Source organism: Arthrobacter sp. TMP15 (assembly GCF_039529835.1).
Classification (GTDB): Bacteria; Actinomycetota; Actinomycetes; order Actinomycetales; family Micrococcaceae; genus Specibacter.
In genome coordinates this window covers 1,217,187-1,243,840 of record NZ_CP154262.1, presented here as the reverse complement: position 1 = coordinate 1,243,840, position 26,654 = coordinate 1,217,187, and the positions used below count along the sequence as shown (strand labels likewise).

Below are 26,654 nucleotides of genomic sequence, written 5' to 3'. Positions count from 1 at the left end.
CCAGCCGGCTATGCAACGTTAGACGCGCGGCTTTTCGCGCATCTCGAACGTCTGGATGATGTCCTCGGCCTGGAGATCGTTGAAGGATCCCAAACCAATTCCACACTCGAAGTCCGTACGGACTTCGGTTGCGTCATCCTTGAAGCGCTTCAGTGAGTCAACCGTGAGGTTGTCACCAATGATCTTGCCGGCACGCAGTACACGAGCCTTCGTGTTACGGCGGATGGTGCCGGAACGAACGATGGAACCAGCAATGTTGCCATGCTTGGAGGAACGGAATACTTCGCGGATCTCCGCAGTACCCAATTCAGCTTCTTCGTATTCCGGCTTGAGCATGCCCTTGAGAGCTAGTTCAATGTCATCGATGGCACCATAGATGACGGAGTAGAAGCGCATGTCAACGCCTTCACGGTCCGCAAGTTCTGCAACACGCTCAGCAGGCTTGACGTTGAAGCCGATGATGATCGCGTTATCTACTGTTGCCAAGTTGACGTCGTTCTGCGTGATGGCACCCACACCGCGGTGGATGACGCGCAGCGCCACGCCTTCGCCAACATCGATCTTGAGCAACGAATCTTCCAGGGCCTCAACGGCACCGGAAACGTCACCCTTGAGGATGAGGTTAAGGGTGTCAACCTTGCCGTCAGCAACGGCCTGGTCGAAGTCTTCCAGGCTGATGCGCTTGCGGCGCTTAGCCAGCGCAGCGTTGCGGTCAGCGGCTTCACGCTTTTCAGCGATCTGTCGAGCCGTACGCTCGTCCCCTGTCACAAAGAACGTGTCACCTGCACGAGGAACGTTTGAAAGTCCCAATACCTGAACTGGACGCGAAGGACCAGCTTCAGAGATAACGTCACCGTTCTCATCAAACATGGCACGCACACGGCCGTGAGCAGTACCGGCAACAATGATGTCACCTACGTGCAAGGTACCTGACTGCACAAGCACAGTTGCCACGGAACCGCGGCCCTTGTCCAAGTTCGCTTCAATAGCGATGCCTCGGGCGTCCTTGTTCGGGTTGGCACGCATGTCCAGAGCAGCATCAGCTGTCAACAGCACAGCTTCAAGCAGTTCCTCGATGTTCACGCCGTTACGGGCTGAGACATCTACGAACATGGTGTCTCCACCGTACTCTTCAGGAACCAAACCATATTCGGTCAGCTGGCCACGGATCTTCTCCGGGTTCGCTGCATCTTTATCGATCTTGTTCACTGCAACAACGATCGGCACGTTAGCGGCCTGGGCGTGGTTGAGCGCTTCAATGGTCTGCGGCATGACACCATCATCAGCGGCAACAACCAAAACGGCGATGTCGGTGACCTTGGCACCACGGGCACGCATGGCGGTGAACGCCTCGTGACCGGGAGTGTCAATGAAGGTGATTTTGCGATCGGTACCTTCATGCTCGTGGACAATCTGGTATGCACCAATGTGCTGGGTAATACCACCGTGCTCATCAGCTACAACATCTGACTTGCGGATCGCATCCAACAGGCGAGTCTTACCATGATCAACGTGACCCATGACAGTAACAACTGGGGGACGCATTTCAAGGTCTTCGTCGCCTTCAGCTTCAAGCTCTGCTTCAAAGTCGATGTCGAAGCTGCTCAGCAGTTCGCGCTCTTCATCCTCTGGGGACACAACCTGGACCTTGTAGCCCAGCTCAGTACCCAACAATGCGAAGGTGTCTTCATCCAGTGACTGTGTTGCAGTAGCCATTTCACCGAGGTGGAACAGTACAGTCACCAGTGCTGCGGGGTTTGCCTCGATCTTGTCGGCGAAATCGGAAATGGAAGCGCCGCGGCGCAACCGGATAATCGACTTGCCGTCACCGCGAGGAACGCTCACGCCACCCAGTGAAGGAGCGCTCATCTGCTCCAGCTCTTGGCGCTTGGCCCGCTTGGACTTGCGCTGCTTGCCACGGCCTGCGCCGCCCTTACCGAAAGCACCCTGGGTTCCACCGCGACCGCGGCCACCCTTGCCAAAGCCACCGCCGGCGGGAGCTCCACCTGGTGCGCCACCCGGAGTTGCACCGGGGGCTCCTGGACGCCCGCGACCCGGAGCACCGGGACGGTCATTGCCGCGACCGGGCGCAGCAGGGCGCTCGGTACGGTTAGGCATCATACCGGGCGTGGGACGCGCAGCACCTCCGGGACGGGGAGCGCCAGGACGGGGACCGCCAGCACCAGGACCACCGGCACCGGGTGCGCCGGCCGGGCGAGGTGCGCCCGGACGGGCAGCGCCTGAGCTGGGACGCGGTCCGCCTGGACGGGGTCCACCTGTTCCAGCTTCAGCACTGCGGGGTGCTCCCGCACGGGGCATACCCTGCGAAGGAGCGAAAGGATTGTTTCCGGGGCGAGGCGCCCCTCCACCGGCTGGGCGCGGAGCCCGGCTGTCACTGCGGTTTTCGCTGCGGCCTTCGCCACGGCTGTCACTGCGGTTCTCGGTGCGGTTTTCGCTACGACTGTCGGGGCGGTTCTCGCCACGGTCCGGACGACTGCCTGAACGAGGCATGCCCTGCGACGTAGCAAAAGGGTTGTTCCCGGGGCGTGGCGCACCGGGGGTCCCAGCCTTGGCAGCGGGTGTTGCCGCAGCAGGGGCAGGAGCAGCTGGCGTTGCCGGAGCCGGTGAAGGCGCCGCTGGCGCTGGTGCGGACGGTGTTGCCGGGGCTGGTACGGAGGTTGTTTCGGCAGCTGCCGTGGTGCTCTTCGCACCAGGTTTAGCTCCTGCAGGCTTGGCTCCTGCAGGCTTGGGGCCGGGAACAGCAGCGCCGGGGACAGCCGGCGAGGCTGCCTTTGGGGTTGCGGCAGCTGGGGTTGCAGCAGCCTTGGGCGTGCTCGCCTTGGGTGCTGATACCGCGTCTGCGGCAGGCGTAGCTGCGGCGGGTGCGGGATCGGCAGCCTTTGCTGCTTGAGGGAACGCGTCGCGAAGCTTCTTCACGACGGGCGCCTCAATGGTTGAGGATGCTGAACGAACGAATTCGCCCAACTCTTGCAGTTTGCTAACTGCTTCTTTTGAGGTGATACCGAGCTCTTTTGCAAGCTCGTGGACGCGGGCCTTGGCCACATTTCTCCTGTCTCGGCCCGCACCGGACAGGTACGAACCGCTTAATTCTTACTGCGCCATTCCATGTCGGAATGGGCGGCGTGAGAGCACATGAAATTGCTCATTTTTGGGCACTCATCGCTGGGTACTCATCGGGTTTCCATCGGTTTTCTGACCCGCTTTCACAAAGGGACAATTAGGTTCGTATTACTTGACTTGCCAAAAGTGGCAAATCGTTTTGTGCAAACGCTGCAACGTCGCTGACATTGGCAACTCCCGGAAGGGCTCTGCCAAAGGCGCGTCGTTTGATCGCCAGCTTCCAGCATTCCTCGCAGGGGTGCAGCCATGCTCCCCTGCCAGGCATACGTCGTCGTAGGTCAACCAACGCTTCTGTTTCACCAGAATCATTCATTGACCGGACAATGCGTACAAGCTGATGCCGTACCCCAGCTTTCCTGCATCCAATACATGTCCGCACATTTTTGTAAGCAACAACAGTCTCATCGCGCGCTTTTACCGCTTGCGCTTCAACTGCTTTCTTTGCCAATTCTACTGTGCCTTCACGTATATTTTCGATGTCAGGGCAGTTTCGGGCCCGGCTTCTCCTATTCTACCGCGTTGCTACACCTGTGACCTAAACAGCCGCGGTATCGGAAACGATGTCAATGCGCCATCCAGTGAGCTTGGCAGCCAACCGGGCATTCTGACCTTCCTTGCCAATGGCCAAGGAGAGCTGATAATCAGGAACTACAACGCGGGCGGAGCGAATAGCCTCGTCCACGATGGTGACCGATATCACCTTGGAAGGCGAGAGTGAGTTGGCGATAAAGATGGCCGGATCTTCATTGAAATCAACAATGTCAATTTTCTCGTCGTGAAGTTCGGTCATTACCGCGCGAACGCGTGAACCCATTTCACCAATGCAGGAGCCCTTGGCGTTGACGCCGGCCTTGTTGGCCTGAACGGCAATTTTGGTGCGGTGGCCGGCTTCGCGTGCCAAGGCCACGATCTCAACCGTGCCGTCAGCAATTTCAGGAACTTCCATTTCAAAGAGCTTGCGCACAAGTCCTGGATGAGAGCGCGAAAGGGTAATCGAGGGGCCCTTCAAGCCGCGGTGAACGTCTACAACAAAGGTGCGAATACGGCTGCCATGACGGTACTCCTCGCCAGGGACCTGCTCGTTGGGAGGTAGAACACCCTCTACGGCACCTAAGTTAACCTGGATCATATTGGGGTTGTTGCCCTGCTGGATCTGGCCTGAGACAAGCTCGCCCTCTTTGCCGCGGAACTCGCCCAGGACGTTGTCGTCCTCAACATCGCGAAGACGCTGCAAAATTACCTGACGTGCTGTGCTTGCCGCAATACGACCAAACCCTTTGGGCGTGTCATCGAACTCGCCAATGGGGAGGTCGTCATCGTCGAGCTCTGCGGCCCAAATAGTGACACGTCCGCTCTTGCGATCAAGTTCTGCACGCGCCACCTCATGGCAGCCCGGGGACTTGTGGTACGCCATGAGTAGTGCCTGCTCAATGGTGGGGATCAACAAGTCCAGGGGAATTTCCCGCTGACGCTCCAACTCCCTCAGTGCGCTCATATCTATATCCATGGTCAGCTTCCCTCTCCATCAACCGCGTTGCCGCTGGTCGGCTCAAATTCCAAATCAAGCTCAGCCTCATCCAGGCGAGCAAATTCAAGTTCTACAACTCCACGGCGGATAGCCGTGAACAAGATTTTTTCCGGCTCGCCTTGTTTAGGCTTCATTCCTTTTTTCACGGGCAGTTCAGGTTTGAACAGCACCCCGCTGTCATCCACGGACAGAATTCTGCCCATGAAGTTTTCTCGATCGCTTGGATTAACCTTGGCCATACGCCCTACGGCCCTGCGCCAGTGCCGGGGTTCAGTCATGGGCCGGGTTGCCCCGGGCGAGGAAATCTCCAGGTCGTACGCTCTGCCGTCATCATGGGGGTCTGTATCCATCACTTCGGAAAGCTGACGCGAAATGGCAGAAATAGCATCGAGGCCTACCCCACCGGACTCGTCCTCGGGTAAGTCAACAACAACTGAGACAGTACGGTGGCTTCCTGCGAAGTGAACCTTCACTTCTTCTAAGAACAGGCTGGCGGCTGCCACCGTGGGGGCAAGGAGTATATGAAGCCTTTGTGCCTCAGCGCCGGAATCCAAAGCTGAGGGAACGTTCCCTGAGCGTGCGGCCATTTTCGGCCTGTCTGGCTTGGTCATTCGACGCACGCCTCCCTATTGATGATGTTGTAGTTATACAGACTACCGAGTTTCCAGCCCCGCTGCTGAACCGATCGAGTGTGAGTATGAACGCATGTTGGTTTGGATTTGGATCAGGCAGTGCGCAGAAACGGCTCACGTGCACGGCATTATGGGTAGACATGAGATGATCAACAGTTGTGACCAATCCAGATTCCCACGTGGGACCAGAAGCGCCTATGATTTCCGCGCCGCCGCCGACGGCTGGCACGCAAGCGGGCAGCAGCAAGCGCAAGACCCCTCGCCGAGCGAGCGCTCCAGCGGGTGCTCCAGCATCAAGCGCCGCAGAGCACGCGCTTCTGATAGTGAATGCAGATGGCCAGGTCACCTCAACCACTCCCCCTGTTGAGGTTGGAGATAATGACACCTCAACCGCACCGGAAGTAAACGTTGAGGTTGGAGATAATGACACCTCAACCGCACCGGAATTTGCCTCCGAGGCCCTGTCTGCCACGGCAGAAATTGCCAAACCGGCTCTGCCGACTGATCCGAACGAAGCAGGCAACTGGCCCGCACCAGATTCTGATACTCATACTGCGGCTGATACTGATACTGATACTGATACCACGGATGTTATCGCTGACGCCGAACACACGCCCGAGCACACAACCGCCGCGGAGCCTGATGCAGACTCCACCAAGGATGCCCATCCTGAGGCGATTGATGCGCCTGAAGCGATTAACGCGCCCGAGGAGGTTGAAGCAACAGAGGAGGTTGAGGCAACAGAAGCCACAGTCAGTGCGGCAACAGCCGACACACTCCCTTTGTCCCGGCGTGAAAGACGGCTGGCCGAGCAAAAGCTCGAATCCGGGCTCACACCCAGTAAACGCTCCGCTTACTTAGAAGAGTCGCCAGACTCAGTTGCTGGCAAGGAGCCAACTCTGGGGATCGGCTCCGAACCAGAAGAAGGTCTGGCCAAAAAGATCAAGCCAGTCAAGAAACGCAATAGCTTCGTTGCTTTCCTGCGCGGGCTGTTCTTCCTCCTGGTCATTTCTGCGTTGGTGCTTGGTATTGGAACTGTGCTTTCAAGTAGCGAGGATGCCGCTGTTGGCCCATCACAAACTGAAGAAAACCGGCAAATGGCATGGGATAAAACCTCTGCGCTGCTAGCCCAGACGACAGTCCTAAGTCAGACAACCCCTGACTCGAAGGTCCAGGAAACGCTCAACCAGGCTGCCAAGGAGCTCAAAACTCAAGCTGCAGCGCTGGGCGACGGCCGGCCCTCGGATAATGCTGTTCCCGCATCTCCAGTGACCACCGCGGCCACGTTGTCTATCGCCGAGCTCGCACTCTCATTCAGCACTAATGGGGATCAATTGTTGAGCAATTCGTTGACCGCCGATCAAGCCATGGGAAGGGTCTTTGCCGCAGTGGGAACAAGCCAACTTCTTCAAGGTCAAAGACTCAGCGCTATCGATGGGAGCCACCCTCCTGCGTCGGCCTTCCTACCAGCACGGATCGATTTCCCTGGCCCGCAGGGTCCAGAATGCAAAACAACTTTAGAGCCGCGCGCGGGAGTAACCCTCGATTCGGCACTTGGCGCTGCCGCACTCGGCGAGCAAAAGGCCATCTATGCGTATCAAGTGGCCACCACACGCTTTGCTGAACCACAGTTCAGTCAATCCATGGATCTGTTGTCACGGCATCAGGCAAAGCTGGAGGTGCTTAATGCAGAACTTCACGTGAGGTGTTTGCCTGTAGTAACCCCTGTTGCGGGATTTAATCTTGCCCCGACATTCACAACGACACCCAAGAAGGCGCTGGCTCAGCTGGAAACAGAGCTGAGCGGTGCTTACGCGGACCTTACCGCCCTGAGCACCGCCCTCAGTGCGGATTCAGTGGCCGCTGCAGATCCATCGTCAACAACCACCGCCACGAAGCCACCGTCGAATACGACGACTCTGCGTGAGATTGCTGTGACGTGGCTGCTGGACTCTGCGCAGACACACGTGTTCTGGGGTGGATCTACCGGAGCCCTGGCTGGAATCCAGCAGGAACAAACGACGCCAACTTCAGCTGTCCCATAGCATCTTTAATCGCCCAACCGAATTCAGCGCTGACCTTCAGTTCATGACTTCCGCAAAAAAGACACTGCGGGCACTTATGGCCGCCAGCGGTAAGGTCTAAGGTGTGTCCTTTAGAGTCGAAATCCCGGAACCTCTGCGGTTACGTCATCGCCAAACTGCTGAGAGCCGGAACTGGTTGGCTCAATTGCCGGACTTCATCAGCCAAGCTCTTCAGCAGTGGCAGTTAACAGTAGATCTGCCTGCTAGCGGATCACCGTCATACGGGTACACCGGGGTTGTGATTCCGGTGCTGGCTGAGGACGGATCTGCTGCGGCATTGAAGCTAGCGTTCCCTCACGACGAAGCCCATCTGGAGCCTGTCGCTCTTTCCCTCTGGGACGGCCATGGGGCTGTCCGATTGTTAGCCCACGATAAAACACTCTCAGCGCTACTCTTGGAACGGCTCGATGACAGCCGTTCGCTGGCAAGGCTCCCCGTCGACGATGCTGTCCCTGTGTGGGGCGCCCTCGTTAAAAGCTTGAGCGTGGGGCCCGATAACCGGAGTCAGTGGCAGCAAATCCCCCAGTTAGCAGCCACTGCCGAAAGGTACTGCGACGAATTACCCCAGCGCTGGTCAGAAACGGCCGAACCGTTCCCACGCTGGCTACTCGAGGCAGCTTTGGAAGTCTGCCAAACGTGGGGCGCCGTTGGCAGGCGCAGCAGTTCTGATGTGTTGGTCCACACCGATCTGCACTACGAGAACGTCTTAGGCAGGCCGGGTACGCAGGAATATTGGGCAATAGACCCGCAAGTCACTCTGGGGCACGCCGAATTCGCTCTAGCGCCTTGTTTATGGAACCGACTCCAAGATCTACCTGAGCGCAACGCAGAGGCAGGTCTCCGCCGTCGGGCTTCCCAACTTTCACAAGCTGCCGGATTCGATGAACTCCTCGCCATGCAGTGGACAGTGGTGCGTGAAGTGGAAAATGCGTTGCACTATTTTGAGGAGACGGCCAACAGCGCAGATGCCCAAAGGTCATTATGGGTGGCAAGCACCATGGCCGGGAAAACACTCCCCTGGTTGCCAAGAGCACACGCGCTCAAGCCAATTTCCTAACTCTGGCGGATGTTCTCATTCCAAACATCGAACCCCAATTTCATGATCAACGCCGTGACAACCACTAGGAACACGATCCTGATAAATTTGCTGCCCTGCTTAACTGCGGTGCGGGCGCCAACATATCCTCCGGCCATATTGGCTCCGCCCAAAATGAGTCCAACGCCCCATAGCAAAGATCCATGGGGCAAGAAGAACATTAAAGCCCCTGCGTTTGTTGCGAGGTTGACGATCTTTGCCTTGGCACTGGCTTCAAGGAACGCATACCCCATGAGGCTGACCATGGCGATAATAAGAAACGAACCAGTCCCAGGGCCAATGAGACCATCATAAAAACCGATCAACGCACCAATGCAGCCAGCCACAATGTGATGCTTTTGCCCTGAATAGCGCAGGGCAGTGAGCTCGCCAAGCCCCGGTTTGAAGGCTGTAAAAAGCAACACTGCCACCAATGCCACCACAATGATCGGTTTAAAAACTGAGCCAGGCAGGCTGGCGGCCACCACCGCCCCACCCAGGCTGCCAACAAGCGCCACACCAGCCATCGGCAAAGCTGTACGCAGATCCGGTTTCACACGTCGATAGTAGGTGACCGAACTGGTGGCAGTTCCGAAAATCGAGCCCATTTTATTGGTCGCCAAGGCCTGTATGGGTGTAATTCCGGGGATCATTAGCATCACCGGAAGTTGCAATAGACCACCACCACCCACCACCGCATCAATCCAGCCGGCTGCGAAGCCGGCCACGATTATCAACAAAATGGTGGCCATGGTGATGTTCTCAAAGCCTGAGATCATTCGTGCTCCTCGTTATGCCAGTTGCGTGCCTACTGGTTGTCGAGAATGTACTGCACGGCTTCGCCAACGAGGACGTTCTCAGCCACGCCGGTGCCACGATTCTTGATCTCCACAAGGCCTTCAACCAGGCCACGGCCAACGGCAACTATGGTGGGGACACCAATAAGTTCAGCATCGCCAAACTTCACGCCCGGTGAAACCTTGGCCCGGTCATCATAAATGACCTCTAGTCCGGCGGCTTCCAGTTCAATGGTGAGCTGTTCCGCTGCATCAAAGATCTCAGACCCACGGCCTACGGCCACCACATGAACATGTGCCGGCGCCACATTGGCAGGCCAGATTAATCCCTTGTCATCATGGTTGGATTCGGCCAGTGCTGCCACTGCGCGGGTGATCCCGATACCGTATGAACCCATGGTGACGACAGCAAGCTTGCCGTTATGATCCAAAACCTTAAGGTCTAGTGCCTGAGCGTACTTACGTCCCAAGGCGAAAATATGTCCCATTTCAATGCCACGGGCGGCTTCAAGGGGCCCTGAGCCATCAGGAGCGGGATCGCCTGCGCGTACTTGGGCAGCTTCAATGGTGCCATCCCAGCTGAAATCGCGGCCGGCCACTAAGCCGAACACGTGTTTGCCTTCTTCGTTGGCGCCGGTGATCCAGCTGGTGCCGGAGACAACGCGAGGATCTACCAAGTAAAGAATCTTGGTGGTGCCCTCGGTGCCCAAGACTGCTGAGTCCAGAGAAAGCCCCGGGCCAATATAGCCCTTGATAAGTCCGGGGTGCTTCTTCAGGTCAGCCTCACCGGCCGGTTCAACGCCAACTTCACCACCGGTTGACAGATGGACGCCAATGGTGGCTTCGATCCGTTTGAGGTCAACGTCGCGGTCACCGGGCAGGCCCACCACAACGATTTGACGCTCACCGGTAGGCAAGGAGACGGCAAGAACAACGTTCTTTAACGTATCTCTAGCACTCCATGCACCTTCGGCACGCGGGGCGAGCTCGTTCGCAGCTGCCACCAATAATTCAATGGTGGGAGTTTCCGGGGTGTCTCTGACGTTGGCGGCTGGTGCCGTGGTGAAATCGATCGTCTCCGGCACCACAGTGGTGACTGCTTCAACATTGGCAGCGTACCCTCCGGCGGAACGCACAAAGGTGTCCTCGCCAATGGCCATCGGGTGCAGGAACTCTTCGCTCTTGGACCCGCCCATGGCACCAGCTGTGGCCGCGACAGGAATGACTTCAAGGCCGAGGCGCTCAAAGATACGCAGGTACGCACCGCGGTGAGCCATGTAGCTGACTTCCAGTCCGGCGTCGTCAATATCAAAGGAGTAGGAATCCTTCATGATGAATTCCCGACCACGCAATAGCCCTGCACGGGGTCGCGCCTCATCGCGGTACTTGTTTTGAATCTGGTAGATCGACAGCGGCAAGTCCTTGTATGAGGAATACAAGTCTTTCACTAGCAGTGTGAACATTTCCTCATGGGTAGGAGCCAGCAGGTAGTCGGCACCTTTTCGATCCTGCAGGCGGAAGATGCCATCGCCGTACTCCAACCACCGGTTGGTGATTTCGTAGGGTTCCTTGGGTAGCAGTGCAGGGAAGTGCACCTCCTGGGCACCGATCGCATCCATCTCCTCACGCACAATGCCTTCTACCTTGCGCAGTACGCGCAGACCCAGCGGCAACCACGTGTAAATACCCGGGGCAGCACGGCGAATGTAGCCGGCTCGCAGCAGTAGTTTGTGGCTGTCGACTTCGGCGTCAACAGGGTTCTCACGCAAGGTGCGTAAAAAGAGGGTGGAAAGGCGAAGTGCCACGCGGGGTCATCCATTTCTTGAAGTTGGGCGTGCCGCCATGAAGAGAGACGGACATGTACTAATCTACCGGGTCGGAGGCGCTCTGTGGCACACCCAACCGCTGAGAGTGCGATGCTGCTTGGGTGACACTGGACAGTGCCGTGTCCCGGGTCTAGTTTGAAGTGATATCTGCATAAATTAACAGCTTCGGAGGGCCGGATGTCCCATAGAGCAGCCATGCCCGCCCGAGGAGCTGCGTTTGTCCCCGTTCCAGCTGATCCTTCAGGGGCACATGGCCCGGTGAGTATCAGCATTGAGGGCTTGCGCGTTCACCGGGGAAAATCCACAGTGTTGGCCAACATTACCGCCAGTATTCCCGAGGGGCACATCACAGGGCTATTGGGTCCCTCCGGCAGTGGCAAAACTACTTTGATGCGCACCATTGTGGGTTTGCAGAAAATCAGCGCAGGCACAGTGACAGTTCTTGGCCGCCTGGCAGGGGACCCCCAAAACAGGCACGACGTCGGATACCTCACCCAGTCCGCCAGCGTCTACAGGGACCTGAGTGTCATTGACAATGTTCGATATTTTGCTGCTTTGCAGGGCGCCTCTCGGGAGCAGACTCACGCCGCCTTAGCCGCCGTGGGGATGTCTGCACTTGGCAGGCGTAGGGCTGGTCAACTCTCCGGCGGGCAGTTAAGCAGAGTGTCCTTGGCGTGTGCCCTGGTAGGGAGGCCGCGGTTACTTGTTTTAGATGAACCGACGGTGGGTCTAGATCCGATACTTCGGGCGGATTTGTGGGCGCGGTTTGCCGCTATGGCTGCCGCCGGCACCACCTTGATCATTTCAAGCCACGTCATGGAGGAGGCTGGACACTGTGATTCCTTGCTGCTGCTGCGTGAGGGGCTATTACTTGCACAGCTGACACCGGCCCAATTACGGGTAAAGGGGCGAAGCGAAGAACTGGAGCTGGCCTTTTTGCACATCATTGAAGATTCGGTGGGCTCACACCCAGAGATGCGCGGCGCCCACCCCGACGGCGCCCACCACAACGGCGCCCACCACAGTGCACAAGCATGAATATCTCGATGATGTGGGCCACCTGCACCCGCGTGCTTCGCCAGCTCAGGGGTGATCCGCGCAGTCTGGGCATGATTCTGCTAGTGCCGGCAGTGCTGTTGGCACTGGTTTACTGGCTGTACCAAAACGAAAAACTTGCCCCCGGCATGCCCCGGACATTCGACCGGGTGGGGCTGATGATGTTGGGTGTCTTCCCGTTTGTGGTGATGTTCCTAGTCACTTCAATCACCATGTTGCGGGAGCGAACATCAGGGACGTTGGAACGCCTCCTGACAACACCCATCCACAAGGGCGACCTGCTTTTTGGCTATGCCCTTGCGTTCTCGATCATGGCGACTCTGCAGGCATTCGTAGCCACAGCCACCGCCTACTGGCTCTTTGGGATGAAGATTGCAGGCAATGCTGGCTGGGTGGTACTGATTTCGGTGTTGACGGCAGTTCTCGGGGTGGCGCTGGGCCTCCTGTGTTCGGCGTTCGCCACGACCGAATTCCAAGCCGTCCAGTTTATGCCTGTGGTGGTCATCCCGCAGATCCTCCTGTGCGGGCTCTTTGTTGCCCGGGATCAGATGAACAGTGTTTTGGAGATAATCTCAAACATCATGCCGCTCAGTTACGCCGTTGACGGGCTGGCGGAAGTTGCCTTGCACGGCGATCCAAGCTCAACTTTGGCTTTTGATTTGTGGCTGCTTGGCGCATTTGTTCTGCTATTCCTGCTGTTGGCAGCTCTGACACTGCGGCGCAGAACCGCCTGACTGCGTGGCTTCTGGGTCATTGGGAAACTGGCGTTGATGGGTACCTCTGCCCATCGCGCATAAAGCACATCTGAGTCTAATGTTGAGGTTCATCAACTTTTGAAATCTAACAACTGGTGATGTTCCATGAGAAGGAAAATGCGGGAGAAGCAATGAGCACTGGCCTTTATGGCAGCGACCCAGAGGAGCTGCGTCAATTCGCTCGGGAGCTTGAACAGGCAACGAATATTCTGCTGGCAGTAAAAAGCGAGTTGAGCACACGCATCAGCTCCAAGTTGCGGTGGGAAGGGCCCGACGCCTTCTTTTTCAGGCATGCATGGCAATCTTCTTATGCTCCGGTGATTGGACGAGCGGCGCAGATGCTCGAGGACACAGCGCATACCCTCTTGCTGCAGGCATCAGAGCAGGAATCTGCCAGTAGCTAGGCTCGGTTTGCGACTGTGCCGGAACAAGTGCCCAGCGCCGTCAGCTTCTGTCCAGGGTACTGAGCGTCTGTTCACACCACGCTAGCCACGACCGCTCATACGCAATCCCAGCTCGCAGAACAGCCAGCTGCAATTCATCCGCCACGGAAAGGACACCGTCCGCGTCAAAGTCACGCCGTTCAATGCTCTCGAATCCTTCTAGGCTCTGCCCGTGTAACTTTTCATGCCGCCGCAGCTCACCTGTGATATCCACATTTCCCAACACTGCTGCCGCCCGCAAACGCACTAAAAGCTCGTCCCTGATGGGGCGGGGTTTACCCGGGCCGGCGCACCACGTTTGCAGAGCACTACGACCAGGCTCCAGCACCTCAAAATGCCTTTGTTGCCCCCGCACGGTAGCTAACCCGCGGGCCTCAAGCAGCCCACTGTGCTCCATTTTGCCCAACTCTTTATAAATTTGTTGGTGCGTAGCCTGCCAAAAATGTCCCAGCGATTTATCGAACCTCCGCGCCAATTCAGCCCCGGTGCACGGCCTTTCAAGCAGTGAAGTCAAAATGGCATGAGTGAGCGACATTAGATTCGTGCTGCCAAACGAGTGCCTTGATCAATGGCCCGCTTTGCATCGAGCTCGGCCGCCACATCCGCGCCCCCGATCAGATGTACGACGGCGCCGCCAGCTTCCAGCTCTGGAGCCAGTTCACGCTGGGGTTCTTGGCCGGTGCACAAGATGACGGTGTCAACGGCGAGGACGGTGTCGGTGCCGTTGACACGCAAGTGAAGTCCGGCGTCGTCGATCTTTTGGTACTCCACACCAGGGACCATTTGCACTCCCTTAGACCGCAACGCTGTGCGATGTATCCAACCGGTTGTCTTTCCCAGACCGGCGCCAACCTTGGTTTCTTTGCGCTGGAACAGCCCAACACGGCGGTCCGCGCGGGGTGGAGCTGCAGTGGTGATGCCGCCAGGACCGGAATAAGCGGTGTCGATCCCCCACTCCTTGTAGAACTTTTCTGGGACCAAAGTTGCGCTGGTACCGTGTGCCGTGATGTATTCGGCAACGTCAAAACCAATCCCTCCGGCGCCTAGGATCGCCACGTTGGTACCAACTTCCTTCTTATCGCGCAGCACGTCGAGGTAGTTCAGTACACTGGCGTGGCCCACGCCCTCGAGCTCCGGCTTGCGGGGTAGGACGCCGGTGGCTAGCACTACCTCATCAAAGTTCTCCGCCAGCAGCTGTGCCGCCGTGGCCCTGGTTCCGAGCCGCAACTCGATTCCTCGCAGTTGGATTTGGCGCGAGAAGTAGCGAATGGTCTCGTTGAATTCCTCTTTGCCTGGAATCTGTTTGGCAATGTTGAATTGACCGCCTACCTCATCGGCTGACTCAATGATTGTTACCAAGTGTCCACGTTCGGCCGCTGTTACAGCGAAGGCCAGTCCGGCCGGTCCGGCCCCGACCACCGCGATTCTCTTAGGCTGCGCTACTTTTTCAATGACTATTTCAGTTTCGTGGCAGGCACGGGGATTCACCAGGCAGGAGGAGGTTTTGCCCATGAAAGTGTGATCCAGGCACGCTTGGTTGCACGCGATGCAACTATTAATCTCATCGCTTCGACCCTCACTGGCCTTACGCATGAAGAACGCATCGGCAAGGAACGGCCGGGCCATGGAGACCATGTCTGCGGCGCCATCGGCCAGTAGTTTTTCCGCCACATCAGGGGTGTTGATGCGGTTGGTGGTGATCAGCGGGATGCCCACCGAGCCCATCACTTTTTTGGTGACCCAGGCGTATCCCGCTCTCGGGACTGAGGTGACGATGGTGGGGATGCGTGCCTCGTGCCAACCGATTCCTGTGTTGATGATGGTGGCGCCAGCTTTCTCCACCGCCTGTGCCAGAGTAATGACCTCATCAAGGGTTGAGCCGTCCTCGACAAGGTCAAGCATTGAGAGCCTGAAAATAATAATGAAGTTCTCGCCCACGCGTTCACGGGTGCGGCGGATGATTTCCACCGGGAACCGCATCCGGTTTTCATAGGAACCGCCCCATTCATCTGTTCTGTGGTTGGTTCTTCGAACCAAAAATTCATTGATGAGGTAGCCTTCGGAGCCCATGATCTCAACACCGTCATATCCGGCCGATTGTGCCAGCTCTGCGGCGTGGGCAAAGTCCTCAATAGTTTCCTCCACTTCACCGGCACTGAGCGGGTGTGGGGTGAGGGGACTGATCGGGGCTGCCACAGCGCTGGGTCCAACCAGATTACGGTGGGAGGCATACCGGCCAAAGTGCAGCAACTGCAACGCGATCTTACTGCCTTCGGCATGCACTGCGGCTGTAACCACCTTGTGTTGCTCAGCTTCTTCGCGGGTGCTGAGTTTGGCGCCACCCTTCATGGGCCGGCCGGCCTCGTTCGGCGATATGCCTCCTGTGACCATCAAAGCCACTCCCCCACGGGCACGCTCGCCATAGAACGCAGCCATACGGTCAAAGCCGCCTGGGAGCTCTTCCAAACCCACATGCATTGAACCCATCAGCACCCGGTTGGGCAGCGTGGTGAATCCAAGATCCAGCGGGGCGAACAGGTGAGGGAACTGACCAGCATTCATTCATGCACTCCTTTGCGCAACAAGTTGCATAATCGTAGCGCACAATGAGGTGCGGGACACACCCTCGGGGCTAAAACAACACGGTGGCGAACGTTCCCACCTGCGCAAACCCCACCTGTTCATACACGGCCCGGGCACGAGTGTTGTAGTCATTGACGTAAAGACTGGTGATAGGGGCATGCACTTGGGCCAACAACACCGCAGCTGCCATGTAGCTGGCGCTACGTCCCTGTCCGCGATACCGGGGGTTCATCCAGACGCCCTGCACCTGGGTGGCGAATTTCGTTACAGCGCCTAGATCCGCCTTGAAAATGATTTCCCCGCCGGTTTCATCATGAAGAAAGGAATAGCCGTGACTGATCAGCCACGCCACCCTACGGCGGTAGCTGCCATCTCCACCCAGGAAAGGCGAATAGCCCACTTCCTCCTCAAACATGGCTGCAGCAGCGATGAGCAGCTGATTAAACTGCCTACTGTTGCCCACCACCAGTGCGTGGTTCGGTGCAATCAGCGGAGGACCTGACAATGTCAGTAGGGGCTGGTTAGCCCGAATTTCTTGGGCCCGGATGCCCGCCTCATGCAGTACCTCCATTAGCGCAAGCGTGGGCTCAGCCGGGCCAAAAATGGAGGCATGTGGTTGCCAGTGCTCAACAATCCACCGCGCAAAAACAACAGCGTGTTCCGCCGTTGCCTGAACTGGGACCACGTTTGAGCCCACCCAACAAGCGGCAGCCAAGCTCACGCCGTCGTCCATAAAATAACCCAGCATGACGGCTCCGGCATGGGGTGGAACGGCGCTGTTGTTTTGATTGATAAGCGAGTCAACAAACACGTTGGCAACGCGGTCGCGCGCAACCAGCACCCGGAGCGCATCCGTGTCCGCATGGACCAGGACACGCACCGGTTCGTGGCGTTTTAGCTTAGGAGACGCTAACCACGGGGCCACCCGCGAGAGTCGTGTCATCCGCATCGGACTCCATCTCTTCGGCAAGCCTCATGGCTTCTTCAATGAGTGTCTCAACAATTTGGTCTTCAGGGACAGTCTTGATGACTTCTCCCTTCACAAATATCTGTCCCTTGCCGTTACCAGAGGCAACACCAAGGTCAGCTTCGCGAGCCTCGCCAGGTCCATTGACCACACAACCCATCACGGCAACGCGCAAAGGTACTTCCATGCCTTCAAGGCCGGCAGTAACTTCTTCGGCCAATTTGTAGACATCAACCTGGGCGCGTCCACAGGAGGGGCAAGAGACTATTTCCAGTTTGCGAGGACGAAGATTCAGCGATTGCAGAATCTGGTTGCCAACCTTGATTTCCTCCACTGGCGGGGCGGAAAGTGACACGCGAATGGTATCGCCAATGCCCTTGGCGAGCAGCGCGCCAAACGCCGTAGCTGATTTGATGGTGCCCTGGAACGCAGGCCCGGCCTCAGTAACACCAAGGTGCAGGGGCCAGTCACCCTGCTCGGCAAGCAACTCATAGGCGGCAACCATGATGACAGGATCGTTGTGTTTCACGGAGATTTTGAAATCATGAAAGCCATGCTCTTCGAACAAGGACGCTTCCCACACGGCCGACTCAACCAGGGCCTCAGGGGTTGCCTTGCCGTACTTCTTCATAATTCCCGGTTCCAGCGAACCGGCATTCACACCAATGCGGATGGACGTGCCATGATCCTTGGCAGCCTTAGCAATTTCTTTAATCTGGTCATCAAATTTGCGAATATTGCCAGGGTTCACGCGGACAGCGGCACAGCCAGCTTCGATCGCTGCAAAGACATACTTCGGCTGGAAGTGGATGTCAGCAATAACAGGGATCTGAGACTTCCGGGCAATAATAGGCAACGCATCGGCATCATCCTGCGACGGACAGGCTACACGCACAATGTCGCAACCGGACGCTGTTAGTTCAGCGATCTGCTGAAGGGTGGCGTTTATATCAGTGGTTTTTGTGGTTGTCATCGACTGCACGCTGATGGGCGAATCCGACCCCACACCAACCGAGCCGACCTTGATTTGCCGGGTTTTGCGGCGCGGCGCAAGCACTGGCGGTGGCAGCGGCGGCATGCCGAGACTGACGGAGGTCAAAATATGCTCCTTGGAGTTCATTTATCTAACACTGCGGCAGCTGTACCGGTTTGTGGTACCACTAAAGAGTCCCGCAATATCTATCTTTGATTGTAAGCTCGATCCCACCTGTGTGAGGACCAATGAGGGCTATCACACGTATTGACTGAGTTGACCGATCACAGGATTCCAGCCGGAAATCTTCAAACCGGTCACGCCGCCACCAATCGTCATTGGATCCTGAGAAACAATCTGTTGCACAGCAGCTTCATTTTCTGCGCGGAAAATCAGCAGCGCCCCGGCCCCGTCAGCGTAAGGACCGGAAGCCAACACCACTTCAGCCTCTGCCTGGGCGGCAAGCCATTCCCTGTGCTTGGGGCGGTGCTCCACACGGGCTGCTTCAGCTTCCGGACCATAAATGTACTCAACAGCGAAAATAAACATAGTTTCAGCCTATATGCAGCAGGGTTTTCACGAGGACCGCAACACTGGCCGCCCACAACATCGAGGCTAGCGTGCCAATAATAAAGCGCTCACTGGCTCCTGGCGTATTTTTCAATTCCGGATACCTACCCAAACCCTTGATAGCCACCACATAGGCAATCGCCACCGGCTGACCGGAGAGGATGGCCACGGTGACAGCCGCACGTTCAAGAAACCCAATAAGCAGGCCTCCGCGCAAAACCTCACCTGTAGCTGGGGGCCCGGACCCGCTGCCTTCTTCGGGAGTAGTTCCAGTTCTGCCCGGAGTTTCCTCGACCGTGCTCATCTGCACTTCAGATGTCATTTCCGTGCCAGCAGCAGGAGGTAATTCACTGATTGGCGTTGGCGCCGGGCTCTCCATGGACTCTGCGGCATCGATTGCCAGCACTGGCTTGGACTTCGCCAACACTAAAATGCCGGCTGTGACTGGCCACCCACAAGCCACAGCCACGATCAAGGCCACAGCAATCCAGATCGCTTCCATGGTGCCTCCTTAAGCCAGCCCACTGCGGAGCAGCTGCTGGCATCGTCGCGAGAAATAGTTCAGGACTTTCACACTAGCGCCCTGCACTGACATTCCAGAGGGGCCGGGGCCTGAAAAGTTCAGCCGTGTGAGACAGGTTCTACGTGGTTTAGGAGCAGCCTGGCTGCCTTACGTCCGTTGAGCTCTTCGTGGTGACCTGATCGGAGAATCGCCTTACTGACGGCTTGAGGGCTGATCCCCAAGTGAGCTGCAACCTGTTTTTGCGTCGAGTTGGGAGAGGCCTTAAGCGCATCCAAAACCCGCCATTCAGCTTGGGACCGCCGCCGGATCAGATCACCAAACAAGACCAGGACAGCTTCTGCTGCATCCGCCCATTCCGAGCCGGCTACAGTTCTGACACTGAGTGGGACACGTTCGCCCGTTTTTTTGGCAGCATCAACAGCTTCGCGGGCGGCAACAAAGGCATTGCCCGCTCCTTCGCGCGAGCTGGGAGGCAAGGGTAGACCCACATCTCCGACCCCTATCCCGATGTACCAATCATGAACACGTAAAACCCTCGCCACCACTTCAACCACCGCGTCAGGGTCCGCAATAACTCCTTGCACTTCATCACCAACAGAGCGCTCGAAGCCGCGAAGAGCGTCAATGTCGGCAAGCGCGGCCAAAAGCCGCGGAACTTTATCGCCATGAACGCGGCTACCACGCTGATCGATCGTCAAAACAAACATGACTAAACCATAATTGATTGTTTCCTAGTAATCAACCGTTTATGTTTGTCTGGGGAAGAATTTGCGGACTGTGCGCCTGTAAAAAAACCAACAAGACCCCGAAGCAACTCTCCCTATCCGAAGAGATTGACAGGCTTCACAATGTCAGCATAAATCAACAGCGCACCCATGCCTATCAGGACTATGGCTGCCACATAGGTGACCGGCAATAGCTTGGCGATGTCGAAGGGACCTGGGTCCCGTCGCTTGAATACCTTGGCAACAGTGCGCCGCGCACCTTCATATAGCGCACCTAGGACGTGACCGCCGTCGAGCGGGAGCAACGGAATGAGGTTGAAGACAAACAATGCCAGGTTCACTCCGGCCAGCAAACCGATGAGTGTTGCGGCCCGGGCACTGAGCGGCACCTCCTCCATGGCTGCAACTTCACCGGCTACACGCCCAACACCAACCACAGAGATGGGACCGTTGGGATCTCGCGGTTCGGAACTAAATGCTGCTTTGGCCACACCAACAAGTTTCTGTGGCAGTTGGAAGACCACACCGCCAATTTGAGTGACGTTGTGGGCCACCGCCGGCAGCACGGCCGAGGCCGGCTGCGGCACCATGGCTGAGGTGGGGCCAACTCCAAGGAAACCCGCTTGCACGGTAACCGCTTTGCCAGCGTCATCCACTTGCGCCAATCCATTGGCGTCAATGACGGGACGCGCAGTCAAAACCGGGGTAATGGTGGTGGAGATGCTCTTCCCGCCACGTTCGTACACGAGGGCTACGTTCTTGCCTGCAGAGGCTCGAACTCGCTCTGTAAAAGCAGTCCAATCCGTGACGGCCTGACCATCAAAGGACGTGATGGAATCCCCTGGAAGCAGTCCGGCCGCGGCGGCTGGAGTTTTGGTGCAGTTATTTAGGTCGGTGGGCACAGGTTGGCCATAGGCCACCTGACACGCATTGACTTCAGAAAGCGTTGTGGTGGCTTGCGCAGAGCCAAACCCCATCAACAGCACTGCCATGAGCACAACGCCGATCAGTAGATTCATGAAGGGCCCGCCCAGCATGATGATGATCTTTTTCCAGACGGGCAGTTTATAGAACACCCTGTTGGAATCCTCCGGGCCAACTTCTTCGTGGGCAGCACTGCGCGCTTCGCTGGCCAAGGTTTGAAACATGCCGGTGCTGGAGGGGCGCACACTGCCATCGGAACGGTTCGGTGGGTACATCCCCACCATCGCCACATAGCCACCGGCGGGAATGGCCTTGATACCGTATTCAGTTTCACCCTTTTTGCGGGAGAACATTGTGGGTCCAAAACCAATCATGTACCGCGTTACGCGAACGTTGAACAGTTTGGCGGGCAGCAGGTGGCCCACTTCATGCAAGGCGATGGACACGGCAATACCAATGGCTACGAAGGCCACTCCACCGATGAAAAGCAGTACAGTCACAATTTACTTTCTTTGCTCAATTGTTCTAAACCTTGGCATCCAATAACTCGTTGGCTCGCGCCCGTGCCCAGACTTCAGCTTCCAATACGGTTTCGAGCGTCAGCTGCGAACCGGGTGTGTGTTCGCTGAGAACCTGCGCAATCGTGTCCACAATATCCAGAAAGCTTATCCGCCCGGCGTGAAAAGCATGGACTGCTTCTTCGTTGGCAGCGTTATATACGGCAGGGCAGGTACTCCCCCGACGCGCAGCGTCCTTGGCAAGTTCGACGGCGGGAAACGCCACGTTATCCAGTGGCTCAAATGTCCAGGTGGCAGCCTTTGTCCAGTCACAGGGCGGAACTGCCCCGGGTACTCGATCCGGCCATCCCAATCCCATGGCGATGGGCAGCCGCATATCCGGCGGGGAAGCCTGGGCCAGCGTGGAACCGTCCGTGAACTGCACCATTGAATGGACCACCGATTGCGGATGGACTACAGCTTGAATTCGATCTAGCGGCACATCGAAAAGCAGATGGGCTTCAATGACTTCCAGCCCCTTGTTGACCAATGTCGCTGAATTTGTGGTGACCATGGGGCCCATATCCCATGTGGGGTGGTTGAGTGCCTGTTCCGGTGTGACATGCGCCAACTCTTCCCGGCTGCGGCCGCGGAAAGGTCCGCCGGACGCTGTCACTATCAGCTTGTCTACTTCATCCGCAGAGCCTGAACGCAGGGCTTGGGCCAGGGCTGAATGTTCTGAGTCCACAGGGACCAATTGACCCGGCGAAGCGGCGTCTTTAACCAAAGCTCCGCCAACAATCAATGACTCTTTGTTGGCCAGCGCCAAAATGGCGGTTGTCCCCAACGCCGCCAACGTGGGCGCCAACCCAATGGATCCGGTGATGCCATTAAGCACCACATCAGCGGCAGAGGCTGTCCCCGCTCCCCACGCGGCAATACGTGTCGAAGCATCCGCTCCGGCCAAGATCTCTGGTGCAAAGCCTTTCAGGCCAGCCGCAGCGGCATGTGAGTCAATCAGCGAACGCAAGCGACCGGCGTCGTCCGACGCCGTACCCACCGCCAAAACCCGCAGTTCAACAGCCTGCCGGGCCAGCAAATCAAGGTTGTTTCCGCCAGCGCTTAGCGCTGTGACGGTAAAGCGCGGGCTCCCATCGGCCAGCTTGGCATGTTCCACAACATCCATCGCCTGTGTGCCGACAGAACCAGTTGAGCCGAGGATGATTATTTTACGATTCGCCATAACACCAGTATTCCGCACTAGTGGCCAGGCCAGGTACTCACCATGGCTCAAGCCGCGGAAAAAGCTCTCCGTTTCAACGCAACATCCCGTGGGGACTCCGGCATGCTCAATCCCGTTCCTGAACAGAACCTTAGGTGAGCGAGCGTCAGGGAAAACATGACGTGGAGTGAGCGAGCGTCAAGGAAAACACAACGTGGAGTGAGCGAGCGTCAGGGGTTAGGTGGCGGAGCGGCGCAGGGTTTGCCTGGCGTGGAGCAAAATTGGGCCATCCACCATCTGCCCCTTGTAGGCGAATACGCCGGTCCCTGCGGCATCGGCCGCCGCCAATAATTCGCCAGCCGCGCTCACCTCCGCAGCAGTGGGACGGTAAGCGTCGCGGATCACGGCAACCTGGGAGGGATGAATGCTGGCCTTGGCGCCGAAGCCGCTGGCCACAGCATCTTCCGCCTCTTCAGCCAGCCCAGCAAGGTCCGCGAAATCGGCGTAGATGGAATCAATAGCAACTTTGCCCGCCGCCCCAGCGGCCAGCAGTAGCTGCGAGCGCGCGTGGGTTGCCACGGCACGGTATCCACCCGCCTGTGGGCCGCGGACAAAGCGGCTGGAGGTACCGCCAAGGGAGGCCACCAGATCCTCAGCACCCCACATGAGCGCAACAACGTTGGGTAGTTCGGCCAGTTTGGCAGCCGCCAGGACCCCTGCCGCACTTTCACACAGCGCCACCACACTAAAATCGCTCAGCGCTGCGATGGCATCGACGTGAGAAGCTTTGGCCACCATGATGGTGGTGAATTTACTCGCACGCACGGCGGCTAGATCCAATGCGGACTCAGCCGTGTCCAGGGCGTTGATCCGGATCATTGTTTTTGCCGGATCCAGGGTGGAATTGAGCATATTTTCGCGGGCCTGGGCTTTGGCCGCTGGCGCCACGGCATCCTCTAGATCCACAATCACAGCATCCGAGCGCTCGGCGGCCTTGGCGAACCGCTCAGGCCTGTCAGCAGGTGCGAACAAGAGTGCCGGTCCCATGGTGAATTCGCTGTAGCGAGAAATAGCGTGCTCCTTATAGTTGGCGTTCTAGTTGGTTGGCTTAAGCCAGAAAAGTGCAGTCCTGCTGGCTTTTCCAACCACGACGCCGGACTGGTTGCGTCCGGTGTGTTCCATAGTCACAATCCCCTGACCGGGCCGGGAGGCGGAAAGCCGCTTGTCCGTGACTACCGTTTCGGTGTACAGGGTATCGCCATGGAACAGCGGATGCGGGAAGGAAATATCGCTCATTCCCAGTTGCGCCACAATGGTCCCCTGCGTCAGCTGGGCCACGGATTGGCCCACCATGGTGGCCAGAGTGAACATGGAGTTCATGAGGCGCTGGCCAAACGGCTGCCCCTCACTGAATGCGGCATCAAGATGCAGCGCCTGAGTGTTCATGGTCATGGTGGTGAACAAAACGTTGTCCGTCTCGGTCAGTGTTCGCCCAGGACGGTGCTGATACAGCACACCAACCTGGAGTTCTTCAAAGAACAACCCTCTTTGCCTCACCACGGCAGGCGTGGTCAGGGGATCAACGTCAGTGGGCTCTGGCGTGGCCCGCAGCTCACTCATACGTTGTCCAGATCATGCATCGCCACGTTCAGCGGCGCTCCGGTTGCACCAACTATCTGCTCCACGCTGACTCCGGGGGCCAATTCCTTCAGCACCAGTCCGTCGGGGGTGACCTCAATAACGGCTAGGTCAGTGATGATCAGATCAACACAGCCTTTTCCAGTCAGTGGCAAAGTACACGCGGGGACAATCTTTGGTGCCCCGTACTTGTCCACATGTTCCATCATGACAATGAGTTTCTTGGCACCGAATACCAGGTCCATGGCCCCACCCATACCCTTGACCATTTTGCCAGGAATCATCCAGTTCGCCAGATCACCGTTAGCGGCAACCTGCATGGCCCCCAAGACGGCAACATCAATGTGCCCGCCACGCACCATGCCAAACGAGGTAGCCGAATCAAAGAACGCGGCCCCTTTATTGGCGGTGACGGTTTCCTTACCGGCATTGATCAGATCTGAATCCACATCAGCTTCCAGCGGGTAGGGTCCAATGCCAAGGAGCCCGTTTTCTGAATGCAACACCACCTCCACACCCTCAGGGATGTAGTTGGGGATCAACGTGGGCATACCAATACCGAGGTTGACGTATTGGCCGTTGTGCAACTCGCGTGCCACCCGTGCGGCCAGCTCATTGCGGGTCAGCGGCACGGCTTTGCTTACTGCCGTGTTACCTACCGCCGGGGCTGGTTCGGAGGTCTGAGCAACCGCATCTGCCGGAACAGATACCGTGCGCTTTTCAATACGCTTCTCACTCCCCGGGGTACCAGCTGGAACATGAACCACCCGCTGAACAAAAATCCCGGGAACATGGACGTGCTCGGGATCCAGCTCTCCGGGTTCCACAAGCTCTTCCACCTCTGCAATAGTGATGCGTCCGGCCATGGCGCACAGTGGATTGAAGTTCATGGCGGTGGCGTGGAAGATCAGGTTCCCGTGCTTATCCCCCTTCCAGGCATGGACCAGGGCGAAGTCGGGAGTCAGAGACTCCTCCAACACAAACTCTGCCTCACCAAAAGTACGCACGTCCTTGGGTGGGGAGGCTACGCCAACCCCGCCAGCGCCGTCGTACATCCGAGGCAGGCCACCCTCACTGACCTGTGTGCCCACCCCTGCGGCGGTGTAGAAAGCCGGTATACCAGCACCACCTGCACGCAGCTTCTCGGCCAGCGTGCCCTGCGGTGTGAGCTCAACTTCAAGCTCACCGGCAAGGAACTGACGGGCAAATTCCTTGTTCTCCCCCACGTAGGAGGAAATGGTGCGCCGGATCCGTCCATCTCGAAGCAGGATGCCAAGGCCCCAATCATCAACTCCGCAGTTGTTAGAGATAGTTTCCAGCTGGGAAACCTCAGCGTCATGGACAGCTTGAATCAATGCCACGGGTATCCCGCACAGGCCGAAGCCGCCTACGGCCAGGGATGCACCGTCAGTAATGTCATGGATTGCCGCAGCCGGGGAGGCAACTACTTTGTTGATCATGGCGGTACCTTTCAGTCGGTTTAGAGGCCCAGTCGGTTTAGAGGCCCAGTCGGTTTAGAGGCCCAGTCGGTTTAGAGGCCCAGATCGCGGGCGATGAGCATCAGCTGGACCTCGGTGGTGCCCTCGCCGATCTCCAAAATCTTTGAATCCCGGTAATGCCTAGCTACGGAGAACTCATTGATGAAGCCGTAGCCGCCAAAGACCTGCGTGGCGTCCCGTGCGTTGTCCATGGCCGCCTCGCTTGCGACCATCTTAGCGATGGCCGCTTCAGTCTTGAAAGGCTTGCCTGCCAGCATGCGCGCGGCGGCATCGTAATAGGCCAGTCGGGCTAGGTGCGCACGGGTCTGCATGCGCGCGATTTTGAAGGAAATGCCCTGATAGTGGCCAATGTTGTGACCAAATGCGCTGCGTTCCTTCGCGTAGCGGACCGACTCATCCACGCAACCTTGCGCCGCACCTGTGGCAAGGGCCGCAATGGCAATCCGGCCCTCATCCAGGATGGACAGGAAGTTGGCATAGCCACGGCCACGTTCGCCCAACAGGTTTTCTTCGGGAACATGAACATTGGCGAAACTCAGCGGGTGGGTGTCCGAGGCGTTCCAGCCAACTTTGTTGTAGGCCTTCTCAACCGTGAATCCGGGCGTTCCGTTGGGCACAATGATGGTGGAGATTTCCTTTTTCACCGACCCATCCTTGCGTTCGGAGGTCCCGGTTACGGCAGTGGCGGTGACAAACTTGGTGATGTCCGTGCCTGAGTTCGTGATGAACTGCTTGCTGCCATCGATCACCCATTCCCCGTTCTCAAGGCGCGCCTTGGTGGCGGTCCCACCGGCGTCGGATCCGGCGTCGGGCTCGGTCAGACCAAAGCCTGCCAACGCTGCTCCGGAGGTCAGGGAGGGCAGCCACTGCTCCTTTTGGGCTTGTGTGCCGAAGCGGTGCACAGGCATGGCCCCCAGGGACACTCCCGCCTCCAAGGTGATGGCCACCGACTGATCCACCCGGCCCAGCTGTTCCAGCGCTAGGGAGAGGGCAAAGTAGTCCCCGTCCATGCCGCCAAACTCCTCCGGGAAAGGCAGCCCAAACAGGCCAAGTTCGCCCATCTGAGAGACGATCTCGTAGGGAAAACTGTGCTCCTGGTCGTGCTTTGCCGCGACCGGTGCCACCACGTTGTCGGCAAAGTCCCGCACCATGTCGCTGAGGGCCTGGTACTCGTCATTGAGCTCAAAATTTGGCAT

24 protein-coding genes and 1 pseudogene are annotated in these 26,654 nt (G+C 57.7%); 5 read left to right on the top strand and 20 right to left on the bottom strand.

Features of this window, described 5'->3' with window-relative positions:
• Positions 1-18 precede the first annotated feature (18 nt).
• The 4 genes from infB to rimP all read right to left on the bottom strand — a co-directional run bounded on the left by infB (position 19) and on the right by rimP (position 5,256).
• The gene (gene infB / locus AAFM46_RS05430; protein WP_283531130.1) at positions 19-3,063 is read right to left on the bottom strand and encodes a translation initiation factor IF-2; all 3,045 of its coding nucleotides are present in this window, start codon (positions 3,061-3,063) and stop codon (positions 19-21) included.
• Between the two features lie 175 nt (positions 3,064-3,238).
• Positions 3,239-3,520: a YlxR family protein gene (locus AAFM46_RS05425; RefSeq protein ID WP_343320369.1), complete on the bottom strand. Its 282-nt coding sequence runs from the start codon at positions 3,518-3,520 to the stop codon at positions 3,239-3,241.
• A 156-nt stretch (positions 3,521-3,676) separates the two neighbouring features.
• Positions 3,677-4,648, bottom strand: coding sequence for a transcription termination factor NusA (gene nusA / locus AAFM46_RS05420; RefSeq protein WP_283531131.1), 972 nt, complete (start codon positions 4,646-4,648; stop codon positions 3,677-3,679).
• A 2-nt stretch (positions 4,649-4,650) separates the two neighbouring features.
• Entirely contained in the window at positions 4,651-5,256 is a 606-nt protein-coding gene (rimP, locus tag AAFM46_RS05415; protein WP_343320368.1) for a ribosome maturation factor RimP, read from the bottom strand.
• A 242-nt stretch (positions 5,257-5,498) separates the two neighbouring features.
• Between rimP and AAFM46_RS05410 the strand changes: the two genes are divergently transcribed.
• Together AAFM46_RS05410 and AAFM46_RS05405 are read left to right on the top strand one after the other, a co-directional pair.
• Entirely contained in the window at positions 5,499-7,346 is a 1,848-nt protein-coding gene (locus tag AAFM46_RS05410) for a DUF4439 domain-containing protein (RefSeq protein ID WP_343319961.1), read from the top strand.
• 103 nt (positions 7,347-7,449) lie between these two features.
• Complete coding sequence (locus tag AAFM46_RS05405) at positions 7,450-8,442, top strand: aminoglycoside phosphotransferase family protein (protein WP_283531133.1); 993 nt, start codon at positions 7,450-7,452, stop codon at positions 8,440-8,442.
• Here AAFM46_RS05405 and AAFM46_RS05400 read toward each other — a convergent pair.
• Together AAFM46_RS05400 and AAFM46_RS05395 are read right to left on the bottom strand one after the other, a co-directional pair.
• Positions 8,439-9,239: a TSUP family transporter gene (locus tag AAFM46_RS05400; protein WP_283531134.1), complete on the bottom strand. Its 801-nt coding sequence runs from the start codon at positions 9,237-9,239 to the stop codon at positions 8,439-8,441. The two genes, AAFM46_RS05405 and AAFM46_RS05400, sit on opposite strands and share 4 nt — an antisense overlap.
• Before the next feature lie 29 nt (positions 9,240-9,268).
• Complete coding sequence (locus tag AAFM46_RS05395; protein WP_283531205.1) at positions 9,269-11,062, bottom strand: proline--tRNA ligase; 1,794 nt, start codon at positions 11,060-11,062, stop codon at positions 9,269-9,271.
• A 216-nt stretch (positions 11,063-11,278) separates the two neighbouring features.
• Between AAFM46_RS05395 and AAFM46_RS05390 the strand changes: the two genes are divergently transcribed.
• From AAFM46_RS05390 to AAFM46_RS05380, 3 genes are all read left to right on the top strand, one after another.
• Positions 11,279-12,121, top strand: coding sequence for an ABC transporter ATP-binding protein (locus tag AAFM46_RS05390; RefSeq protein ID WP_343319960.1), 843 nt, complete (start codon positions 11,279-11,281; stop codon positions 12,119-12,121).
• Positions 12,118-12,873, top strand: a complete 756-nt coding sequence (locus AAFM46_RS05385) for an ABC transporter permease (RefSeq protein ID WP_283531136.1) — start codon at positions 12,118-12,120, stop codon at positions 12,871-12,873. The genes AAFM46_RS05390 and AAFM46_RS05385 overlap by 4 nt, the downstream gene beginning before the upstream one ends.
• A 152-nt stretch (positions 12,874-13,025) precedes the next feature.
• On the top strand, positions 13,026-13,298 hold the full coding sequence (locus tag AAFM46_RS05380; RefSeq protein ID WP_343319959.1) for a hypothetical protein: 273 nt from the start codon (positions 13,026-13,028) through the stop codon (positions 13,296-13,298).
• 40 nt (positions 13,299-13,338) lie between these two features.
• Here AAFM46_RS05380 and AAFM46_RS05375 read toward each other — a convergent pair whose 3' ends face one another.
• The 14 genes and pseudogenes from AAFM46_RS05375 to AAFM46_RS05310 form a co-directional block, all read right to left on the bottom strand.
• Complete coding sequence (locus tag AAFM46_RS05375) at positions 13,339-13,851, bottom strand: PadR family transcriptional regulator (protein WP_343319958.1); 513 nt, start codon at positions 13,849-13,851, stop codon at positions 13,339-13,341.
• A 20-nt stretch (positions 13,852-13,871) separates the two neighbouring features.
• On the bottom strand, positions 13,872-15,899 hold the full coding sequence (locus AAFM46_RS05370) for an NADPH-dependent 2,4-dienoyl-CoA reductase (RefSeq protein ID WP_283531139.1): 2,028 nt from the start codon (positions 15,897-15,899) through the stop codon (positions 13,872-13,874).
• 70 nt (positions 15,900-15,969) lie between these two features.
• Positions 15,970-16,863, bottom strand: coding sequence for a DUF4081 domain-containing GNAT family N-acetyltransferase (locus AAFM46_RS05365; protein WP_283531140.1), 894 nt, complete (start codon positions 16,861-16,863; stop codon positions 15,970-15,972).
• Positions 16,820-17,986: a flavodoxin-dependent (E)-4-hydroxy-3-methylbut-2-enyl-diphosphate synthase gene (gene ispG, locus AAFM46_RS05360; protein WP_283531141.1), complete on the bottom strand. Its 1,167-nt coding sequence runs from the start codon at positions 17,984-17,986 to the stop codon at positions 16,820-16,822. The genes AAFM46_RS05365 and ispG overlap by 44 nt, the downstream gene beginning before the upstream one ends.
• 132 nt (positions 17,987-18,118) lie before the next feature.
• The gene (locus tag AAFM46_RS05355; protein WP_343319957.1) at positions 18,119-18,409 is read right to left on the bottom strand and encodes a YciI family protein; all 291 of its coding nucleotides are present in this window, start codon (positions 18,407-18,409) and stop codon (positions 18,119-18,121) included.
• Positions 18,410-18,413: 4 nt separating this feature from the next.
• Positions 18,414-18,932 carry a hypothetical protein gene (locus tag AAFM46_RS05350; RefSeq protein WP_343319956.1) on the bottom strand — a complete coding sequence of 173 codons (519 nt, stop codon included), beginning with the start codon at positions 18,930-18,932 and terminating at the stop codon, positions 18,414-18,416.
• A gap of 119 nt (positions 18,933-19,051) precedes the next feature.
• Complete coding sequence (locus AAFM46_RS05345; RefSeq protein WP_283531144.1) at positions 19,052-19,660, bottom strand: MarR family transcriptional regulator; 609 nt, start codon at positions 19,658-19,660, stop codon at positions 19,052-19,054.
• 113 nt (positions 19,661-19,773) lie between these two features.
• Positions 19,774-21,105, bottom strand: a complete 1,332-nt coding sequence (locus AAFM46_RS05340) for a site-2 protease family protein (RefSeq protein ID WP_343320367.1) — start codon at positions 21,103-21,105, stop codon at positions 19,774-19,776.
• 22 nt (positions 21,106-21,127) lie between these two features.
• Positions 21,128-22,342: a 1-deoxy-D-xylulose-5-phosphate reductoisomerase gene (gene dxr / locus AAFM46_RS05335; protein WP_283531145.1), complete on the bottom strand. Its 1,215-nt coding sequence runs from the start codon at positions 22,340-22,342 to the stop codon at positions 21,128-21,130.
• A 216-nt stretch (positions 22,343-22,558) separates the two neighbouring features.
• A complete protein-coding gene (locus AAFM46_RS05330; RefSeq protein WP_343319955.1) occupies positions 22,559-23,368 on the bottom strand; it encodes a CoA ester lyase in 810 nt (269 codons plus the stop codon).
• Between the two features lie 48 nt (positions 23,369-23,416).
• A complete protein-coding gene (locus tag AAFM46_RS05325) occupies positions 23,417-23,941 on the bottom strand; it encodes a MaoC family dehydratase (RefSeq protein ID WP_283531147.1) in 525 nt (174 codons plus the stop codon).
• Positions 23,938-24,591 carry a CoA transferase subunit B gene (locus AAFM46_RS05320; protein WP_343320366.1) on the bottom strand — a complete coding sequence of 218 codons (654 nt, stop codon included), beginning with the start codon at positions 24,589-24,591 and terminating at the stop codon, positions 23,938-23,940. The genes AAFM46_RS05325 and AAFM46_RS05320 overlap by 4 nt, the downstream gene beginning before the upstream one ends.
• Positions 24,592-24,654: 63 nt before the next feature.
• A pseudogene (locus tag AAFM46_RS05315) lies at positions 24,655-25,419 on the bottom strand (CoA transferase subunit A); the annotation flags it as partial.
• Positions 25,420-25,490: 71 nt separating this feature from the next.
• Positions 25,491-26,654, bottom strand: a complete 1,164-nt coding sequence (locus tag AAFM46_RS05310) for an acyl-CoA dehydrogenase family protein (protein ID WP_283531148.1) — start codon at positions 26,652-26,654, stop codon at positions 25,491-25,493.

Bases quoted from the DNA above. Each gene is read 5' to 3' on its own strand.
- AAFM46_RS05345 (WP_283531144.1), bottom strand. From the start codon at position 19,660: ATGTTTGTTTTGACGATCGATCAGCGTGGTAGCCGCGTTCATGGCGAT.
- rimP (WP_343320368.1), bottom strand. From the start codon at position 5,256: ATGGCCGCACGCTCAGGGAACGTTCCCTCAGCTTTGGATTCCGGCGCT.
- AAFM46_RS05325 (WP_283531147.1), bottom strand. From the start codon at position 23,941: ATGAGTGAGCTGCGGGCCACGCCAGAGCCCACTGACGTTGATCCCCTG.
- AAFM46_RS05355 (WP_343319957.1), bottom strand. From the start codon at position 18,409: ATGTTTATTTTCGCTGTTGAGTACATTTATGGTCCGGAAGCTGAAGCA.
- AAFM46_RS05350 (WP_343319956.1), bottom strand. From the start codon at position 18,932: ATGGAAGCGATCTGGATTGCTGTGGCCTTGATCGTGGCTGTGGCTTGT.
- AAFM46_RS05370 (WP_283531139.1), bottom strand. From the start codon at position 15,899: ATGAATGCTGGTCAGTTCCCTCACCTGTTCGCCCCGCTGGATCTTGGA.
- dxr (WP_283531145.1), bottom strand. From the start codon at position 22,342: ATGGCGAATCGTAAAATAATCATCCTCGGCTCAACTGGTTCTGTCGGC.
- AAFM46_RS05410 (WP_343319961.1), top strand. From the start codon at position 5,499: ATGATTTCCGCGCCGCCGCCGACGGCTGGCACGCAAGCGGGCAGCAGC.
- nusA (WP_283531131.1), bottom strand. From the start codon at position 4,648: ATGGATATAGATATGAGCGCACTGAGGGAGTTGGAGCGTCAGCGGGAA.
- AAFM46_RS05380 (WP_343319959.1), top strand. From the start codon at position 13,026: ATGAGCACTGGCCTTTATGGCAGCGACCCAGAGGAGCTGCGTCAATTC.
- AAFM46_RS05310 (WP_283531148.1), bottom strand. From the start codon at position 26,654: ATGCCAAATTTTGAGCTCAATGACGAGTACCAGGCCCTCAGCGACATG.
- AAFM46_RS05365 (WP_283531140.1), bottom strand. From the start codon at position 16,863: ATGACACGACTCTCGCGGGTGGCCCCGTGGTTAGCGTCTCCTAAGCTA.
- AAFM46_RS05385 (WP_283531136.1), top strand. From the start codon at position 12,118: ATGAATATCTCGATGATGTGGGCCACCTGCACCCGCGTGCTTCGCCAG.
- AAFM46_RS05390 (WP_343319960.1), top strand. From the start codon at position 11,279: ATGCCCGCCCGAGGAGCTGCGTTTGTCCCCGTTCCAGCTGATCCTTCA.
- AAFM46_RS05330 (WP_343319955.1), bottom strand. From the start codon at position 23,368: ATGGGACCGGCACTCTTGTTCGCACCTGCTGACAGGCCTGAGCGGTTC.
- AAFM46_RS05400 (WP_283531134.1), bottom strand. From the start codon at position 9,239: ATGATCTCAGGCTTTGAGAACATCACCATGGCCACCATTTTGTTGATA.